At 62.5% G+C, this 16,154-nt stretch carries 14 protein-coding genes and 2 pseudogenes; 6 read left to right on the plus strand and 10 right to left on the minus strand.

Annotated elements, in window-relative coordinates; translation table 11 throughout:
- Nucleotides 1–16: 16 nt before the first annotated feature.
- On the minus strand, nt 17–889 hold the full coding sequence (locus OEZ71_RS08305) for a cyanophycinase (RefSeq protein WP_263739478.1): 873 nt from the start codon (nt 887–889) through the stop codon (nt 17–19).
- A gap of 324 nt (nt 890–1,213) precedes the next feature.
- On the opposite strand from OEZ71_RS08305, the gene OEZ71_RS08310 reads away from it, so the two are divergent.
- Genes OEZ71_RS08310 through OEZ71_RS08320 form a run of 3 tightly spaced genes read left to right on the plus strand, consistent with a single transcriptional unit; the run spans nt 1,214 to nt 5,516 of the window.
- Nucleotides 1,214–2,230 (plus strand): ABC transporter substrate-binding protein, encoded by a 1,017-nt coding sequence (locus OEZ71_RS08310; protein ID WP_263739479.1) that lies wholly within the window; start codon nt 1,214–1,216, stop codon nt 2,228–2,230.
- A gap of 5 nt (nt 2,231–2,235) precedes the next feature.
- On the plus strand, nt 2,236–4,449 hold the full coding sequence (locus tag OEZ71_RS08315) for an ABC transporter permease (RefSeq protein WP_318527818.1): 2,214 nt from the start codon (nt 2,236–2,238) through the stop codon (nt 4,447–4,449).
- The gene (locus OEZ71_RS08320; RefSeq protein WP_412175612.1) at nt 4,449–5,516 is read left to right on the plus strand and encodes an ABC transporter ATP-binding protein; all 1,068 of its coding nucleotides are present in this window, start codon (nt 4,449–4,451) and stop codon (nt 5,514–5,516) included. Before OEZ71_RS08315 ends, OEZ71_RS08320 begins: the two co-directional genes overlap by 1 nt.
- 19 nt (nt 5,517–5,535) lie before the next feature.
- Here OEZ71_RS08320 and OEZ71_RS08325 read toward each other — a convergent pair whose 3' ends face one another.
- A complete protein-coding gene (locus OEZ71_RS08325; protein WP_263739482.1) occupies nt 5,536–6,342 on the minus strand; it encodes an inositol monophosphatase family protein in 807 nt (268 codons plus the stop codon).
- A 38-nt stretch (nt 6,343–6,380) separates the two neighbouring features.
- Here OEZ71_RS08325 and OEZ71_RS08330 point away from each other — a divergent pair, with 38 nt between their 5' ends.
- The 3 genes and pseudogenes from OEZ71_RS08330 to OEZ71_RS08340 all read left to right on the plus strand — a co-directional run.
- Entirely contained in the window at nt 6,381–7,088 is a 708-nt protein-coding gene (locus OEZ71_RS08330) for an HAD family hydrolase (protein ID WP_263739483.1), read from the plus strand.
- A gap of 188 nt (nt 7,089–7,276) precedes the next feature.
- Nucleotides 7,277–7,619 (plus strand): annotated as a pseudogene (locus OEZ71_RS08335) (DDE-type integrase/transposase/recombinase); the annotation flags it as partial.
- 324 nt (nt 7,620–7,943) lie between these two features.
- A pseudogene (locus tag OEZ71_RS08340) lies at nt 7,944–8,210 on the plus strand (helix-turn-helix domain-containing protein); the annotation flags it as partial.
- A 196-nt stretch (nt 8,211–8,406) separates the two neighbouring features.
- Here the strand turns inward: OEZ71_RS08340 and OEZ71_RS08345 are convergent.
- The 8 genes from OEZ71_RS08345 to OEZ71_RS08380 all read right to left on the minus strand — a co-directional run bounded on the left by OEZ71_RS08345 (nt 8,407) and on the right by OEZ71_RS08380 (nt 16,147).
- Complete coding sequence (locus OEZ71_RS08345) at nt 8,407–9,345, minus strand: acetamidase/formamidase family protein (RefSeq protein WP_263739484.1); 939 nt, start codon at nt 9,343–9,345, stop codon at nt 8,407–8,409.
- Entirely contained in the window at nt 9,342–10,394 is a 1,053-nt protein-coding gene (locus OEZ71_RS08350) for a branched-chain amino acid ABC transporter permease (RefSeq protein ID WP_263739485.1), read from the minus strand. The genes OEZ71_RS08345 and OEZ71_RS08350 overlap by 4 nt, the downstream gene beginning before the upstream one ends.
- Nucleotides 10,394–11,290 (minus strand): branched-chain amino acid ABC transporter permease, encoded by an 897-nt coding sequence (locus tag OEZ71_RS08355; protein ID WP_263739486.1) that lies wholly within the window; start codon nt 11,288–11,290, stop codon nt 10,394–10,396. The genes OEZ71_RS08350 and OEZ71_RS08355 overlap by 1 nt, the downstream gene beginning before the upstream one ends.
- Complete coding sequence (locus OEZ71_RS08360) at nt 11,290–11,994, minus strand: ABC transporter ATP-binding protein (protein ID WP_263739487.1); 705 nt, start codon at nt 11,992–11,994, stop codon at nt 11,290–11,292. Before OEZ71_RS08360 ends, OEZ71_RS08355 begins: the two co-directional genes overlap by 1 nt.
- A 70-nt stretch (nt 11,995–12,064) precedes the next feature.
- Nucleotides 12,065–13,231: an ABC transporter substrate-binding protein gene (locus OEZ71_RS08365; RefSeq protein WP_263739488.1), complete on the minus strand. Its 1,167-nt coding sequence runs from the start codon at nt 13,229–13,231 to the stop codon at nt 12,065–12,067.
- Between the two features lie 17 nt (nt 13,232–13,248).
- Nucleotides 13,249–13,962, minus strand: a complete 714-nt coding sequence (locus OEZ71_RS08370) for an ABC transporter ATP-binding protein (protein WP_263739489.1) — start codon at nt 13,960–13,962, stop codon at nt 13,249–13,251.
- The gene (locus OEZ71_RS08375) at nt 13,962–15,278 is read right to left on the minus strand and encodes a type I glutamate--ammonia ligase (protein WP_263739490.1); all 1,317 of its coding nucleotides are present in this window, start codon (nt 15,276–15,278) and stop codon (nt 13,962–13,964) included. The genes OEZ71_RS08370 and OEZ71_RS08375 overlap by 1 nt, the downstream gene beginning before the upstream one ends.
- Nucleotides 15,275–16,147, minus strand: coding sequence for a MurR/RpiR family transcriptional regulator (locus OEZ71_RS08380; RefSeq protein ID WP_263739491.1), 873 nt, complete (start codon nt 16,145–16,147; stop codon nt 15,275–15,277). Before OEZ71_RS08380 ends, OEZ71_RS08375 begins: the two co-directional genes overlap by 4 nt.
- Nucleotides 16,148–16,154 lie beyond the last annotated feature (7 nt).

The raw sequence follows: 16,154 nt of genomic DNA on the forward strand, positions 1-16,154 counted from the left end.
CCCTTAAGTCGTGCGGTCAGTTCTTCGTGACCTTTTTGTTAGGCAATGTGCAGAATGCGGCGTGTTCATCCGGGGCATAGGCGTGCCGTCCGACAAGATCGTAGCGGCAGCCTTCGCCCATCACATGGACCTTCAGCCCCAGCAGCGTCAAAGCCTGACCGGGCGAGGCGTCCCACATGGAGGAATGCGTCAGGCCGGAGGCATCGACGACCGTCACGGTGCCCGATCCGACCACCTCGAACACGCCGTCCGGCCCGATGAAGGCGGCGGTATCCTCGTCGATACCAAGGCCGATCAGGAAGGGATTGTAGGACGATGCGGCCAGAAGCCGCCCGAGCCGGTTCCGCTCGGTGAAATGCTGGTCGATGATCACGGCATTGGTCAGTCCGATGCCCGGCGCAAGGCTCACCGCGCCCTCAACCGGGGCGGAATTGCTGTCGCCACCCGCGATCATGTGTTCCGACATGATCGACGCCCCTGCCGAGGTGCCGGCCACCGCGACACCGGCCGCGTTGCGGCGGCGGATCTTCTGGACGATGCCAGTGCCGCCGAGGATCGTCGACAGCCGCAACTGATTGCCGCCGGTCAGGAAGATGCCCGTGGCCCGGTCGAGCATGTCGAGGTAGCGGGGATTGTCGCAATCAGCGCGGCAGCTGATGGGCAGGAAATCCACGACCGAGGCGCCAAGATCACGGAAGATCCGGTTGTAGTCCGGCCCCGTCGTCTCCAGCTCAGACGCCGTCGGGATGACCACGATATCGGCATCCTTTCCGCCCGACAGTTCGACAAAACGGCGGTGGATATGCCGCTCCTTCACGCGATCCTCACCGCCTCCGATCGGAATAATGAAGCCGCGGGGGCGATTATGACTCACAGGAGCTGGACACATACTGCGGATGTTTCCCGGAGATGCCGTCAAGGCTGATTGCGTTTCCCCCGATGCGGTCAGCCAACGGGCAGGACCGCCCCCCAAATCTCAGGCCAGTCTGTAGAACAAATTCGAAGCCTGCAAGCAGATGTTCAGCTTGTCCCGCGGTACCGAAGAATCGGTCGTGCCGGTCACAGCAACTGAACCTCATGTTCTGTCAGTCGCCGCGCAGCGCCGCCTTAATGTAAGGCGTACACAAACAAATTTCTTCTTGCCGCATTCCTTCGCGCCGCCTAGCCTGTCAAAAAACTGTTACAAATCTTTTACAATTGGGAGGAATGAACCATGCGGAGCATTGCGCTCGGAATATCCCTGCTTGCAGTTTCTACGGGCATGGCCAGTGCGGCTGGCAAGCTCAATCTCTACTGCGCGGCGCAGGAGGAATGGTGCCAGGCCATGGCGCGCGGTTTTGAGGACGCCACGGGCATCGATGTCGACATGACTCGCAAGTCCTCGGGCGAGACCTTTGCGCAGGTCAAGGCAGAGGAGTCGAACCCCAAGGGCGATGTCTGGTGGGGTGGCACCGGCGACCCGCACCTTCAGGCCGCAGAGGAAGGGCTGACCGAACCCTATGTCTCGCCCATGCGCGGGGAGCTTCACCCTTGGGCCATCTCTCAGGCGGAAAGCGCGGGCGACCGTACCATCGGCATCTATTCTGGGGGGTTGGGCTTTGGCTACAACTCGGACCTTCTTGCCGCGAATGGCCTGCCCGAGCCGAAATGCTGGGAAGACCTGACCAAGCCCGAATTCAAGGGCCACGTACAGATGGCAAACCCGAACTCCTCCGGCACCGCCTATACGACGCTTGCCACGATGGTGCAGCTTTTCGGCGAGGATGGCGGGTTCGACTACATGAAACGCCTTCACGCCAATATCAACCAGTACACCAAGTCCGGTTCCGCCCCGATCAAGGCGGCCGGTCAGGGCGAAACGACGGTCGGCATCGTCTTCATGCATGATGCGGTGGCACAGACCGTCGCCGGTTTCCCGGTCGTGACCGTCGCACCCTGCGAGGGCACGGGATACGAGATCGGCTCGATGTCAATCATCGCGGGTGCACGCAACATGGACGAGGCCAAGCAGTTCTACGACTGGGCGCTGTCGGCCGAGGCGCAAAACCTCGCGCTGGAGGTCAATGCCTTCCAAGTCCCCTCGAATACGGGCGCGCAGACCTCGGACAAGGCGCCGGACCTGTCGTCGATCAAGCTCATCGACTACGACTTCAAGAAGTACGGGTCGAGCGACGAGCGCAAACGGCTTCTGGCCAAGTGGGATAGCGACGTCTCTACCCTGCCGCAGTAAGCCTTGTGCGGGCCATAACGTCTGAAAAAACCACCCATCCGGTGCTGATCTTCTGGATCGTTGCCGGGTGGGTCGGGTTTGCTCTTCTGCCCTGGTACGGGGTGGAGGATTTCTGGTTTCTGGAATGGGTAACGGACGGCTGGCCCACGGACAGCGACTATGCGCCCGGCGCCTTTCTGCTTGGGCAGGGTGAAAAACCTTGGCTCTGGCCGCTCGTGCCTGCGCTTCTGGCGCCGCTACTGGTGCTGCAACGGCGCAAGACCGATCCTGTCTTCGCCTATGTGCTTCTGGCGGCGGGCGGATTCGGCTTTGCCTGGCTCGTCGCACAGGGGCTTGGGATCGGCATCAGGGGCTGGACGGCCGATTGGCTCACCGCACTCTTCGGGCCGCTGGAGGACCGGCAATACGGCATGGGTTACGGCGCGCTGATCGTCGCCTCGGCATTTCTGTTTCTCTTCACTCAAGGCATCGCGGCACGGGGTGCGATCAACGGCGATGTCTTTGTCACCGGCGCCATCGGCGGCGTGATCGCCGTCGTCACGATCTTTGTCTTCTTCCCCATCGCAAAGATGCTGGTGGCGGCTTTCATCACCGAGGAGGGTGGCTATTCGGTCGTCCTCTTCTTTTCGAAATTCTTCGACGCCCGCATCTGGGGGCTTGGCTGCCTGACGGGCACGCGCTGCGGGGTCGCGTGGAACTCGCTTTTCCTTGCCGTGCTGGTCGGGGTCCTGACCACCCTCCTAGGCCTCGTCTTCGCACTGGTCCTCACCCGGTCCGGCTTCCGGCTGAAGCGGGAACTGAGGGCGATCACCGTCCTGCCGATCATCACTCCGCCCTTCGTCATCGGCCTCGCGATCATCCTGCTTTTCGGTCTTTCGGGCGCGGTCACGACATGGGTCGCAGACCTCATTGGCGTGCGCCCCACGCGTTGGGTCTATGGCCTGCCCGGCATCCTCATCGCCCAGCTTCTGGCCTTCACCCCCATCGCCTTTCTCGTCCTGATCGGCGTTGTGGAGGGCGTGTCGCCCTCCATGGAGGAGGCGGCACAAACCCTGCGCGCCACGCGCTGGCAAACCTTCCGCACGGTCTCGCTGCCGCTGATGCGCCCCGGCCTTGCCAACGCTTTCCTTCTGGGCTTCATCGAAAGCATGGCCGATTTCGGCAACCCGCTCGTGCTTGGTGGCAATTACGACGTTTTGTCGACCGAGATTTTCTTTGCGATCGTCGGTGCGCAGTACGATCAGGGGCGGGCGGCGATCCTGTCGATGGTGCTTCTGGGCTTCACACTCGCGGCCTTCTACCTGCAACGGTTCTGGCTGGGGCGGAAAAGCTATACGACCGTCACCGGCAAGGGCGACGCAGGCGTGCATCCCGAGATGCCGCGCGGGCTTGCCATTCCGGTCTACATCATCGCAGCACTTTGGGGGACGTTCACGCTGATCATCTACGGCATGATCCTTTACGGGTCGGTCGTGCAGCTCTGGGGCGTCGACAATACGCTGACCTTCAAGCACTACATCACCGCCTTTGAGATTCGCCTTGAAGACGGCGGCATCCGCTGGATCGGCTCGGCCTGGGACAGCTTCTGGACCACGATGATGATCGCAACCGTCGCGGCCCCATTGACCGCCGCCGTGGGCCTGATCACCGCCTACCTGCTGACCCGGCAGGATTTCGCGGGCAAGCGCAGTTTCGAGTTCGGCACGATGCTGTCCTTCGCCATCCCCGGCACCGTTATTGGCGTCAGCTACATCCTTGCCTTCAACGTACCGCCGATAGAGATCACGGGGACGGGCCTCATCCTCGTCATCAGTTTCATCTTCCGCAACATGCCGGTCGGGGTGCGCGCCGGCATCGCGTCGATGAGTCAGCTGGACCGGTCGCTGGACGAGTCTTCGCTGACGCTTGGCGCGAACAGCTGGCAGACCTTCCGCCGGGTGATCCTGCCGCTTCTGCGCCCCGCGATCCTCGCGGCTTTGGTCTATTCGTTCGTCCGCGCCATGACCGCGATCTCGGCGGTGATCTTCCTCGTCTCCGCCCGCTACGACATGGCGACGAGCTATATCATCGGGCGGGTGGAGAATAACGATTACGGCCTCGCCATCGCCTATTCGACGACGCTCATCTTCGTGATGCTGGCGGCCGTCGGGCTCTTGCAGCTTCTGGTCGGGCGTACGCAGATCGGGCGCAGGCTGGCCCATGAACAGGGAGGGGGATGATGGCCACCGTCAGTTCCAAGGCCGCCTCGGTCGTCTTCGACCATGTGACGAAGGTCTACGGCAAGGATGTCGTGGCGGTGAACGATGTCAGTCTCACCATCGCGCCGGGCAAGCTGGTGACGCTGCTCGGTCCCTCAGGCTGCGGCAAGACTACGACCTTGCGCATGATCGCTGGGCTGGAGATGGCCACCAAGGGCCGCATCCTGATCGGCGACAAGGACGTGACCACCCTGCCTGCGACCGACCGCGACGTGTCGATGGTGTTCCAGTCCTACGCGCTCTTTCCGCATATGACCGTGTTGGAAAACGTGAGCTACGGCCTCAAGTTCTCGGGCTTTTCCAAGGCCGAGACGCTGGAGAGGGCGAATGCTGGACTGTCGCTTGTGGGTCTCGACGGCTATGGCGGGCGGCTGCCGTCGGAACTCTCGGGTGGTCAGCAGCAGCGGGTGGCCGTTGCCCGGGCGCTGGTGCTGGAACCGCAGGTGCTTCTCTTCGACGAACCGCTTTCAAACCTCGACGCAAAGCTGCGCCGTCATGTGCGCGAGGAGATCCGCGAGATCCAGCAGAATCTCGGCCTGACCGTCGTCTACGTGACCCACGATCAGGAAGAGGCGCTGGCGGTTTCCGATGAAATCGTGGTGATGAAGAACGCCGCAATCGCTCAGATCGGCCGCCCGCGCGAGCTCTACGACGCCCCCGCCGATACGTTTGTGGCGGACTTCATCGGGGAGGCCAATCTGGTCGAATGCCAGATCGTGGCGGTTGAGGGCGATATGGCCGAGATCGAAGTCGGCGGCATCCGCCACCGCCTGCCGTCGCGGGGGCTGAGGCCCGGCAAGGCGATGCTGGCGCTCCGGCCCTCACGCATCCGCGTCACCGAGGACGAAGGGCTGGCCGCAGCCGTCGAGAAGGTCACATATGTCGGCCCACGGATGGAATACACCTTCGCGGGCGATTTCGGCCAGCTCTTCGCGGTCAGCGATGATGTCGACGCACCGCTGAAGGTTGGCGACGCGATCAGGATCGGCCTTGCCGCCTCCGGCCCGGTTCTGGTGCCTGATGCATGATCCGACCGGACATGGCTGGTCAGTCCTGACCGGGGGCATAGGCCAGTTCGGCGATGGCCATGAGCTCATCAAAGACCTCGGACGTTCCAACCAACACGCGCCCGCCTTCTGCGATCATCCGCGCCGCATCCTGATCCTCGATCACACCGCCCGCTTCCGCGACCAGAAGCTGACCGGCAAGGCAATCCCAGGCGTTCATATGCTCCTCGACGTAACCCAAGAGCTTACCGCTGGCGACATAGGCGAGCGACAGCGCGCCCGAGGCATTGCGGTAAAAGATACCGCCCGCTTCGATGATCTCGGGGATAAGGCGTTTGATGCCCCCCGCGCTTGTCCGGCCAGAGAATCCGACGCCGACCGACCCTGTGCGGATGTCCCGGCCCCGCAGCACGCCCAAAGCCCGGTCGTTGACGAAAGCGCCCGCGCCCCGGCGGGCATGGTACATCTCGGCGTGATTGGGGTCGTGAATGACACCGATCTCGGTCCGATTGCCCAGGACCCCGGCAAGGACAACCGTCCAGCCCGGAATCCCGTGGATGAAATTCGTCGTGCCGTCGATCGGGTCGATCACCCAGGTGAACCCGCTCGTCCCCGCCTTCGGCGCATCCTCCTCGCCGACAATTCCATCATCGGGGAAGGCTTCGGCCAAAGCCTTGCGCACGAAAGCCTCGACATTCTTGTCCGCCTCAGAGACAAAGTCCTGATGGCTTTTGACCTCGACATTCAGCCCGTCGAAACGGCGGAAGTAATCGAGCGCCAGCGCGCCGGCCTCCTCTGCGATCCGCCGCGCGCCGACATAGCGCCGGTCAATCTCCTGCCCGTTCATTCCTGCCCCCTCTCCTCAGACGTCGGGAGGCTAGCAGCATGACACAGCAACTGCGAGAGGCCACCTTCGACCTGACGCGCTACCGGGCCGCGATCTTCGATCTGGACGGTACACTCGTTCACAGCGAACACGTCTGGGAAAAGGCCAAGATCGAGGTAACGGCCCGCTACGGCAAGCGGCCATCGCAGGCGCTTCTCGATGCCCATGTCGGGCGGGGCCTTAAGGACTTTCTCGACGAACTCTTCGGAATGCCGCTAACGCCCGAGATGCGGCGGGCCATCGGTGATCAGATCGGGGCCGAAGCGGATATCTGGCTGGAACGGATGCGCGAACCGGTGCCGGGGGCAAAGGACTGGTTGCTCGGCCTTGTCGATGCAGGCTTGCGGATCGCGATCTGTTCGTCCTCGCCCCGCCGCCATATCGACGGAGCTGTCGAGATGCTCGGGCTTCGGGATGTCGTCGAATTGACCGTTTCGGGCGCCGAACTGCCGGTCGGCAAGCCCGATCCGCTGCCGTTCCTGACCACACTCAACGAACTTAACCTGCCCGCCCACGCGGCGTTTGCGGTCGAGGATTCCGTTCCCGGCGCTCGGTCCGCGCATGGCGCGGGCCTGTTCACGATCGCCGTCGGGCCGGGCTGCACCGGCCCTGCCTATGATTTCTGCCCTCTGCGCGGCGAAAGCTTCGCCGATCTCATGACCACCGCACGACCGTTACACAAGAGCGCGATAAACCCGGCCATATGACCGGACTCCATAAAAACCAACCAACAAGTAGCACAAGATGACCCTTTCCAAAACGGACGCGTCCTAAGAACTCCGCTTGAGGAGGGATGCGGCACCATATAGCCTCTGCGAGTGACAAATTGCTCCCCATTCAAGCACTTCAAAACCAGCCCCAAAAACTTTCCGATGGTCGCTGACGTCAGACACGGCACTACCTCTGGCGGGCCGTCGACCATCAAGGGGAGGTACTTGAAAGCTTCGTGACTACGGACAACGCGGCATAAGAAGGCCGCCTTGAATTTCCTAAAGAAAGCAGTACGTAGGAACGGTCGAACTAAAGTCATCGTGACGGACAGACTTCGGTCCTACGGCGCCGCTCTGAAGGAGGCCGGAGCAGCGGATCGGCACGAGACAGGTCGCTGGCTTAACAACGGGACCGAAAATTCGCACCTTCCTTTCCGACGACGAGAACGGGCGATGCAACGCTTTCGGTGTATGCGAAGTCTGCTGATGTTCGTCGCCGCCCGCGCCTCAGTCTTCAACCATTTCAATTGTCCGTCGTCAGGGTTTTCGGACTTCTCGGGCCGTTTTGTAGCGGAGGCTCTGGTTCGGTTTCTGTTTGAGTTTATGCGGCGGCGGCTTGGCGCAGCCGCCGCCGACATGGCCATCTCGATTATTCGGCAGGACCACGGCGAGGACTTCGCGACGATCGTGGCGGACATGTGCCTTCTGCGCGACGACGCAGGCGTGAATCTCAACCAGCGGACCTCGATCCGCACGGTGCTGCACACGCGCAATCCGGGATTGATCGAGATCGTCAAGCTCATGTCCGACAACATCGAATCTCCTCTGACAATGGAGCAATTATCGGCGTCTGTCAGCTATTCGGCCCGACATATAGAGCGGCAGTTTCAGCGTTGCCTTGGCCAGACGCCGATGGGCTACTACCCGGGTCTCCGCCTTGGCTACGCGCGAAGCCTGATTACCGAGACGGACATGACGCTTTTCGGGATTTCTGCTGTGTCGGGTTTCAATTCAAAAGCACACTTTTCGAAGGCGTTCAGTCGACGGTTTTGCGTCGCTCCGAGCAAGGTAAACCATCATCGCCGCCGGGTTTGCCACCCGTCAGTTGGAAAATCGTGACGGCGTTCGGCAAGCGTAATCTGTCGTGACATTACCTCTTCGCGCAATTCGCTGCCTTGGCCGCCTGATAGAAGAAGACCAAAGACCTTTTCCGATCATCGTCAAAGTCTGCGACAAAACCCACAATGGGGCTTGAGTATGACGCAATGCATGCTCGCGCCCTGGGTGGAAGGGTTATTGCCGTACTGCACCCGGTCTACTCCAGCACCACCTTCGGGAAATAGAAGCTCACCGTCCAGTTGGGCATGTCCACGATCTCGGAAATCCGCAGGTCGCCCGCGACCGAAGCCAGCATGTAAGCTTCCACTGCCGACATGCCTGTCTCTCGCGCAATCCTTTCCACCGTTCCGCGAACCGCGTCCTTCGCCGCCTGCATCAGGTCCGGCCCAATTCCCGTCGTCACCCAATAACCCTTTACATCCAGATGCGAGGTGACGGGCCCGGAGGTTTCGAACCGCGGAAAGGCAAAGTTTGCGCCCTTCAGAAGGCCGATCTCTATTTCGACATCCATCGGGCTTTCGATGGCCGTGCCGCAAATCTCGCCGTCGCCCTGGGCAGCATGGGTGTCGCCAAGGGACAAGAGCCCGCCCGCAACCTCCACCGGCAGGTAGAGGGTTGTGCCCACAGCGTTATCGCGGATGTCGAGGTTGCCACCCACCCGGCGCGGCGGGACAACGCTGTGATGCCCGACTTCGGCGAGCGCAAGGCCAATGGTGCCAACGAACGGTTTGAGCGGCACCCGTCCGCCCGGCCCGAAGGCGGCGGGCGTCGTCGCGACGGTATCGTAGTTCCAGATATGGAGCGCCGGGTCTGGGAAATCCTCGGCGAGAAGACCGAAGCCCGGGATATTCGCCGTCCAGCCCCAACCCGAGGGATTGAACCTGCGGAATGTGATCGCCACCGCGTCGCCGGGTTCGGCGCCCTCAACGAAAATCGGACCGGTCACCGGGTTCACCCGCCCAAAGTCGAGCGACACTAAGTCGTCGAGCCCGCTCTTGGGCCCGAGCTGCCCACCCGAGGCGTCGATGGTCTCGACCGCGATGGTTTCACCCGGCTTCACAGACAGAACCGGCTCGAAGGTGTTGTCCCAACCGAGGTGGTGGTCATGCTTGTGGATCGTGTGCGTGCAGGTCATTTGGAAATCTCCGTGGTCTTCTTAGGGCGAAAGACGATATCCTCGATTTCGCGGTTGCCCATGAGCCCGTGGGGCCGGAACGCCATGACGCCCACGATGACAATGCCGAGAAGGAGACCCGAAAGCCCCAGCATCTCGGGCAGCTTGACGCCGCCGAGCGTGGGACCGGTCTCCAGCCAGCGGATGATCTCAAGCCCAAGCGAGATGAGGAGTGTACCGAAGACCGCGCCGGTCACGCTCCGGAGCCCGCCGAGGATCAGCATGGCGACGGTAAGAAAGACATAGTTGAAGTAGAACGGCCGCGCCGAGATCGTGCCGAGATAAAAGGCGTAGGCGATACCCGCCGTCGCGAAGAAGAGGGTTGAGGCGACCCAGGCGATCATCCGCGCACGGACCACGTTCACGCCCATCGCCCGCGCGCCCACCTCGTCGTCGGCCACAGCGCGAAGTCTGAGGCCCAGCCGGCTTTCGCGGAACAGCCGCGCTGCAACGATGGCAAGGATCACGAGCGCGGTAACGTGGCCCAGCCCGAAGACGCGGGGAATACCGAACAGTGCCTGGTTGCCTTTGAAAATGTCGGTCCGGTGCAGGAAGATGGAATGGACGATCACGAGGATCGCGATGGAAACGATGGTGATCGACACGTTCGTCAATCTTGACATGAAGAGACCGGTAAGCGCCCCTATGATCCCTGTGATGGCGAGCGCGACAAGTGCAGCCGAGACAGGGTGCATCTCGAAGGCATTGAGGCCCCATGGCGCATCCGGAAGCGAAAGCGCTTTCACCGTGGCGGGCGTCACGCAGATCGCCGCCGCATAGGCCGCAATGCCCATGAAGGCCGCATGGCTGAAGGTCGCGTAGTTGCCGTTTCCCATGAAGACCTGAAGCCCGATGACGACGATCAGGTTGACGAACGTCGCGTAGAGAATGCGGGCCTGGTAGGTTTCGCCCCAGAGCACGTAGGCGCCCACGATGACAAGAATGAGGACAGCCAGCATGGCCGATCCGATCAGCCCACGCTTCTGGTCGGGGTTGAGAAGCCCTCTCATCACAGCTTGTCACCCTTTTCGGCGGTGGACGTCAGGATGCCGTCGGGTCGCCAGAAGAGGAGCAGCGCCACCACGAGGAACACCGCTGCCTGCGCAAGTCCGCCTGCAGTTTGGGGGAGGAGAACGAGGACGCCGACTTCGAGGAACCCGAGGATGAACCCGCCGAGAACCGCGCCCGGCAGGCTGCCGAACCCGCCGAGAACACAGGCGATGAACGCCGTGAGCACCGGGTCGAAGCCCATGTGCGGGGTCACGCTGCCCCTGCGTGCCATGATGAAGATGCAGGCGAGCCCCGCCAGCAGCCCCGAGATCGCGAAAGCTGTGGCGACAACCCGGTTTGCCCGAACCCCGCAGAGCCGCACCATTTGGAAATCACGCGAGGCCGCACGCATTGCGATGCCGAGGTGACTGCGTTTCAGGAAGAGCGTCAGGAAGAGGATCGCAGCGATGGTCGTCACCGTCTCGTAAATCTGGAGCGAAGAGACGTGGACCGGCCCGATCAGGAGCGTGCGATCGAGAAAGATGAACTGTGTGGCCGAGATCGGCCTCGGCGAACCAAGGAGCAGGTAGAGATTCTGAAGGATGATGCTGACCCCGAAAGCCGTGAGTAGCCCCGTCGTGATGTCTGCTTTCCGAACCGTCCGGAAAGCGACCCGTTCGAGCAGGAGAGAGACCGACACGCAGGCAATCAGCACGGCGGCCATGAGTACGAGCGGGTTTCCCGTTACGACAGTGCCCACCACGGCCATCGAATATCCGCCAAAGGCGATTACCTCACCGTGGGCGAAGTTGACCAGTCCCATGATCGAGAAGACGATCGCGAGCCCAACCGCGATCAGGGCATATTCTGCCCCGAAGGACAGGGCATTGAGAAGCTGTTGTGCCGCGTAGTCCATCAGTCATGCACTCCAGTCAATTCACCCATCAGCCCGGATCCGTCCCCGAACTCCTCCGAGGGACCGTGGCGGGTCACAAGTCCGTTCGCCAATACGTAGACATAATCTGCCACATCGATGGCGGCGCCAGCGTTCTGTTCCACCAGAAGGATCGTCATACCCTCGTGCCGGAGATCCTCGATCAGAGCAAAAACCTGCCCGATGATTTTCGGTGCAAGACCTAGCGAGGGTTCGTCGAGAAGAAGGATACGCGGCTTGCTCAGAAGGGCCCGCGCAATTGTCAGCATCTGCTGTTCGCCACCAGAAAGGGTGCCGGCGCTTTGCGACCGCCGTTCGCCTAGGATCGGAAAGCGGGACAGCCATTCCTCGATATCGCGCTCGACACCACCGTCGGTTCGGGTCGCCGCACCCATGCGCAGGTTCTCGAAAACCGTGAGGTTCGCAAAGATCCGCCGCCCCTCGGGCGCAATGGAGATGCCGGCGCGGAATCGGTCCTCGATGTCGAGCCCCGCAAGGTCGTGGCCTTCCAGACGGATTGTGCCTGTGGCTCGCGCCGTGCCAGTGATCGCGGAAAGCGTCGAGGTCTTGCCCGCACCGTTCGGGCCCAGGAGCGCGACACAGGACCCTTCGGGCACCGAAAGGTCGATGCCATGCACCGCCTCGATCGGCCCGTGGAAGACTTTCAACCCGCTGATTTCGAGCACGGAACAACTGCCCCTGTTACGATTGTGACGCGCCCCCGGATCGGGCCGGAGGCGCGGAATGTACTGAGATTTACGGCCAGGACGGCACGTTGCCGGGCACTTCAAGGCTCAGGAGCTTACGCTCGCCGTTCTCGAACCCGATCACCGGGATCTCGCGCAGCGCGTAGCTGCTGGTGTCCTTGAACGAGATCGATTCCACCGACATGACCGGGATCGCATCCGCAGCGCGGATCGCGTCGCGCACCGCTACCGGATCCGTCGAGCCCGCAGCCTCCACGCCGTAAGCAACGATCTTGATCGTATCCGCCCCGAGCGCGGGGAAGAGGCCATTCACCGGCATGCCGATCGCGGCGCAGGCGTCCTGGAACTCGGCGATCTTGCTGCCACCTTGAGAGGGCGCGAGCGTGCCGAAGAACACCCTGTCGAGAAGCGACACGTCCTCGCCCGCGAGCGCGTCAAGCGACGGGTCGTCGAAGCCGTCGGACCCCACGACCCATGCGTCGAGCCCCGCTGCGCGCACCTGACGGATCAGCACGGCGATGTCGGGCACACCCCAGGAGATGTAGATCGCGTCGGGCGCCGGATCGAGTGCGCGAAGCTCGGCGATCTGTGGGCTCCAGTCTGTGGTGCCGCCGGTGTAGTTCAGCGTCGCCTGCAGCGTGCCTCCGCCTGCCTCGATCACCTCGGCGAACCACTCGGGCGTGCGCGCCGACCACGACCCGCCCTCGTCAGAGGTGAAGATCACCACGTTTTTCACGCCTTGCGACAGGGCGTAGTTCGCCGCCGCAGTGGCGGTGTAGGGGTCTGGCGCCACGTTCGTCAGGAAGTTGTCCACGACACCCGTGTGCATCTCCACCTGCGTGGACTGGGCCTGCACGATGGAAACGCCCTGCGCGCCCGCGATCTGGGCCACCGGGATCATCGTGTCTGAGAACGGGATCGTCCCGATGGCAACCGGATTGTCGCCGAGGAACCGCTCGACGGCCGAAATGGCCGCCTGGGTGTCGGCACCGGTATCCTGCACCATCAGTTCGATCTGGCGACCGCCGATGCCACCCTCCCGGTTGATCATCTCGGCCATGCAGCGCGCGCCGTCTACTTCGTTGTAGGGCGCGAAATCGCCGGTGAGCGGGACTGCAAAACCGATCTTTACGGTGTCGTCCTGGGCAATTGCGGGCAAGGCTGCCAGTCCGGCGGTCAGCGCGCCCAGCGCGCAGTGGGTCAGTAAGGTTCTCATGTGTTCATCCTTTCCTGTCAGACGGTTTCCCCGTGCCCGAGATAGGCCCGGATGACCTCTTCGTTTTTGGTGACGTCCTGTGGCAGGCCCGAGGCCAAAAGCCTGCCCATGTTCATGACTGTCAGCGTCTCGGACGCCGACATGATGAATTTCAGATCGTGATCGATAAGAAGGATTGCGCAGGGATGGCGCTCGCGGAGCCAGAGGAGATTGCGAAACAGTTCTTCCGTCTCCTCGGTGTTCATGCCAGCGGCCGGTTCGTCCAAAAGCAGAACGCGCGGCCGAAGGGCCAGTGCCCGAATGATTTCAAGCCGTCGCATATGGCCGTAGGACAGTGCGTCAGGCGCAAGACCCAAGACGGGTCCAAGCCCGAACCGGTCGATGGCATCGTCGATCAGCGTGGGGTCCGAAGCATCGGCAGCGTGGCTTTCGGCCACCTCGATGTTGCGCCGAACCGTTAGGTTTCGAAACAGCCGCAGGTTCTGAAAGGTGCGCGCTATTCCCGACCGGGCCACGGTCTCGGGGGGCATGTTCTGGATCTCGCGATCCTCGAGCAGGATCCGGCCCTGCGTGGGTCGGAGGAAGCCCGAGATCAGGTTAATCATCGTGGTCTTGCCGGCTCCGTTCGGCCCGATAAGCCCGTGGATCTCGGTGTCGGTGACCGTGAATGACACGTCGTCCACCGCCTGCACCCCGCCGAAGCTCTTCGAGACACCTTCGACGCGCAGCATCAGTATACCTCACCGTAGCGGGCACATTTCTGCGCCGTATCGAGGCCTTCGAGGCACTTCAACTCCGATCGCTTGTGATCTGCGTAGACCTTTACGAAATCCGCGCCAAACCATTCTCGCACTGCGTCGGACGACTCGAACCGCTCCAGCGCCTCGGCAAGCGACTGTGGCAGTCGGATCATGCCTGCCGCGTGCAGCCGATCCTCGGGCCATAGCGACAGATCGTCCTCAGTGACGTCCGGGGGTTCGATCCCATTACGTAGCCCCGCCGCGCCAGCCAGTACCAATGCAGCCAACGCCAAGTGCGGACTGGCGGCGGCGTCGCAGGCACGGACCTCGAAGTTGAACTGCTGCGCAACCTTGGCGGGGTCGAGGTTGCTCACGGGGCAGATGCGCACCGCCGCCTCGCGATCTCGGAAACCGAGATTGTTGAAGGCCGCGCTCCATCGATGGGGCGTCAGGCGCAGATAGCTGATCTCGGACGGACAAAGGATCGCGATGATCTGGTCCAGATGCGCGAGGATACCACCGATGAAATGCCGGGCCGCCTTGCTCAGCCCATGCGGATCCTTTGCGTCGTGCGTTGCGGGGTGGCCCGCCGCGTCGCGAAGGCTGAGGTGGATGTGCACACCGTTGCCCACGTCCGCTGGATCGAGGATCGGGGCAAAGCTCGACGCATGGCCGAAGCGGCGAGTGATGTCGCGCACCAGCATCCTCAGCAGTGCCGCGTGGTCCGCTGGCGCCACGCCCATCGCCGGCGCACAGGTCACCTCGAACTGCCGCGCACCGTACTCCTTCATGAACGTGTCGGGCCCCATTCCGGCGTGACGCATTGCGGCGATCAACGCTTCGGCCCAGCCCTGGGCGCTGCGGAACCCGCGGAACGAATATGAATCGCCCGGCACTGGCACCAGATCCCGAAGCATAAACTCGTGCTCGAAGGCTCCGAATATCTCCAGTCCGGCTTCGTCGCGCAGCGTGGTCAGAGCGCGCTTCAGGTGCGATCGCGTGCAGAACCCCCATGGCTCGCCCTCAAGCGTGAGGATATCGCCGAGCATCAGGTCAAGCGCGGGCGCGGTGTCATCGGCCTTTAACGTAACTCGGGCGTTCGGATCGGGGACGAGGGCTAGGTCGCCCAATGCGCCGAACGGGGTCTCGGCGATGGCGTTGAAGCAATTGATCTGCACGTTCGTAGGGGTCCATCCGACGCCCTTCCGCATCCGCGCGTCACGCTCTGAGGCCGGGAATGCCTTGCCACGCAGAAGCCCCGCAAGATCGGTCGTCCCCACGAACACAAGCTTTCCATCTTCGCTCATGCGCGTTCTCCGTTCCGGGCGCGGCCTCTCAGCACATCCCATGCCTCTATCCGTGTCCGCGTTGCTTCCCAGTCCTTCTCGGCCAGTGGGACAAGCAGCGCCTCTACGAGGGCGAATGCCGGCACGTAGCTGTCCCAGAGCGTGCCTGAGTCGATTGAAACCGTGACCAATTCCGTTGCCCCTTTTGCGGCGGGCGAAATCCAGGGGTCTGTGATGACAATGGTCTGTGCCTTGCGCGAACGCGCGACGGCCGCAAACTCGGCCAGCTTCGCGTCGTAGCGGCGGAAATCAAACAGAACGACCGGGTCCCGGGGCTTCATGCGCAAAAGGTATTCAGGCCAGGCCTCCGGGTCGGGCGGCACGTGGAATACGTCTGCCCGGATCTGCCGCAGGTGGCGCAGGAAGAACTCGGCGATGGCGTCGCTCATCCGTCCGCCCAGCATGAAAACACGGCGCTTCGGGTCGCCCAGCATCGCGCAGATCCGGTCGAACTGGTCGGTCGGCATACGCTGGGCAAGATCGCGGCTGAGTGCGACCGCGCGTTCCACGTAATCGGAAAGCGGGGCAGGTACAGACGTGGTACGCGTCTGGTGCAGTTCGATCGGTGAGGACTGCGAATCCCTCAGCTCATTCAGCAGGCTTTGCTGAAAATCCTGAAAGCCCCGGTAGCCCAGCTTGTTCACGAACCGCGAGATTGATGGGGCCGAGACGTTGGCGCGATCCGCCAAGTCCTGGATCGGCCCCAAGGCAGCGAATGGATAATCGGCTAATATGACCGAACGAAGTTGCCGCTCGCTCGGGGTGAGGCTACCCGAGCTGGCGTCCATCGCTTCTCGCACCCGCAAGGTATCGGTGGTTGCAGCAGTCATGCTCACG

Origin of the sequence: Albidovulum litorale, from assembly GCF_025751495.1 — a bacterium.
Lineage (GTDB): Bacteria > Pseudomonadota > Alphaproteobacteria > Rhodobacterales > Rhodobacteraceae > Albidovulum > Albidovulum litorale.

Bases quoted from the DNA above. Each gene is read 5' to 3' on its own strand.
- OEZ71_RS08380 (WP_263739491.1), bottom strand. From the start codon at position 16,147: ATGACTGCTGCAACCACCGATACCTTGCGGGTGCGAGAAGCGATGGAC.
- OEZ71_RS08345 (WP_263739484.1), bottom strand. From the start codon at position 9,345: ATGACCTGCACGCACACGATCCACAAGCATGACCACCACCTCGGTTGG.
- OEZ71_RS08305 (WP_263739478.1), bottom strand. From the start codon at position 889: ATGTGTCCAGCTCCTGTGAGTCATAATCGCCCCCGCGGCTTCATTATT.
- OEZ71_RS08325 (WP_263739482.1), bottom strand. From the start codon at position 6,342: ATGAACGGGCAGGAGATTGACCGGCGCTATGTCGGCGCGCGGCGGATC.
- OEZ71_RS08370 (WP_263739489.1), bottom strand. From the start codon at position 13,962: ATGCTGCGCGTCGAAGGTGTCTCGAAGAGCTTCGGCGGGGTGCAGGCG.
- OEZ71_RS08310 (WP_263739479.1), top strand. From the start codon at position 1,214: ATGCGGAGCATTGCGCTCGGAATATCCCTGCTTGCAGTTTCTACGGGC.
- OEZ71_RS08375 (WP_263739490.1), bottom strand. From the start codon at position 15,278: ATGAGCGAAGATGGAAAGCTTGTGTTCGTGGGGACGACCGATCTTGCG.
- OEZ71_RS08355 (WP_263739486.1), bottom strand. From the start codon at position 11,290: ATGGACTACGCGGCACAACAGCTTCTCAATGCCCTGTCCTTCGGGGCA.
- OEZ71_RS08350 (WP_263739485.1), bottom strand. From the start codon at position 10,394: ATGAGAGGGCTTCTCAACCCCGACCAGAAGCGTGGGCTGATCGGATCG.
- OEZ71_RS08365 (WP_263739488.1), bottom strand. From the start codon at position 13,231: ATGAGAACCTTACTGACCCACTGCGCGCTGGGCGCGCTGACCGCCGGA.
- OEZ71_RS08320 (WP_412175612.1), top strand. From the start codon at position 4,449: ATGGCCACCGTCAGTTCCAAGGCCGCCTCGGTCGTCTTCGACCATGTG.
- OEZ71_RS08330 (WP_263739483.1), top strand. From the start codon at position 6,381: ATGACACAGCAACTGCGAGAGGCCACCTTCGACCTGACGCGCTACCGG.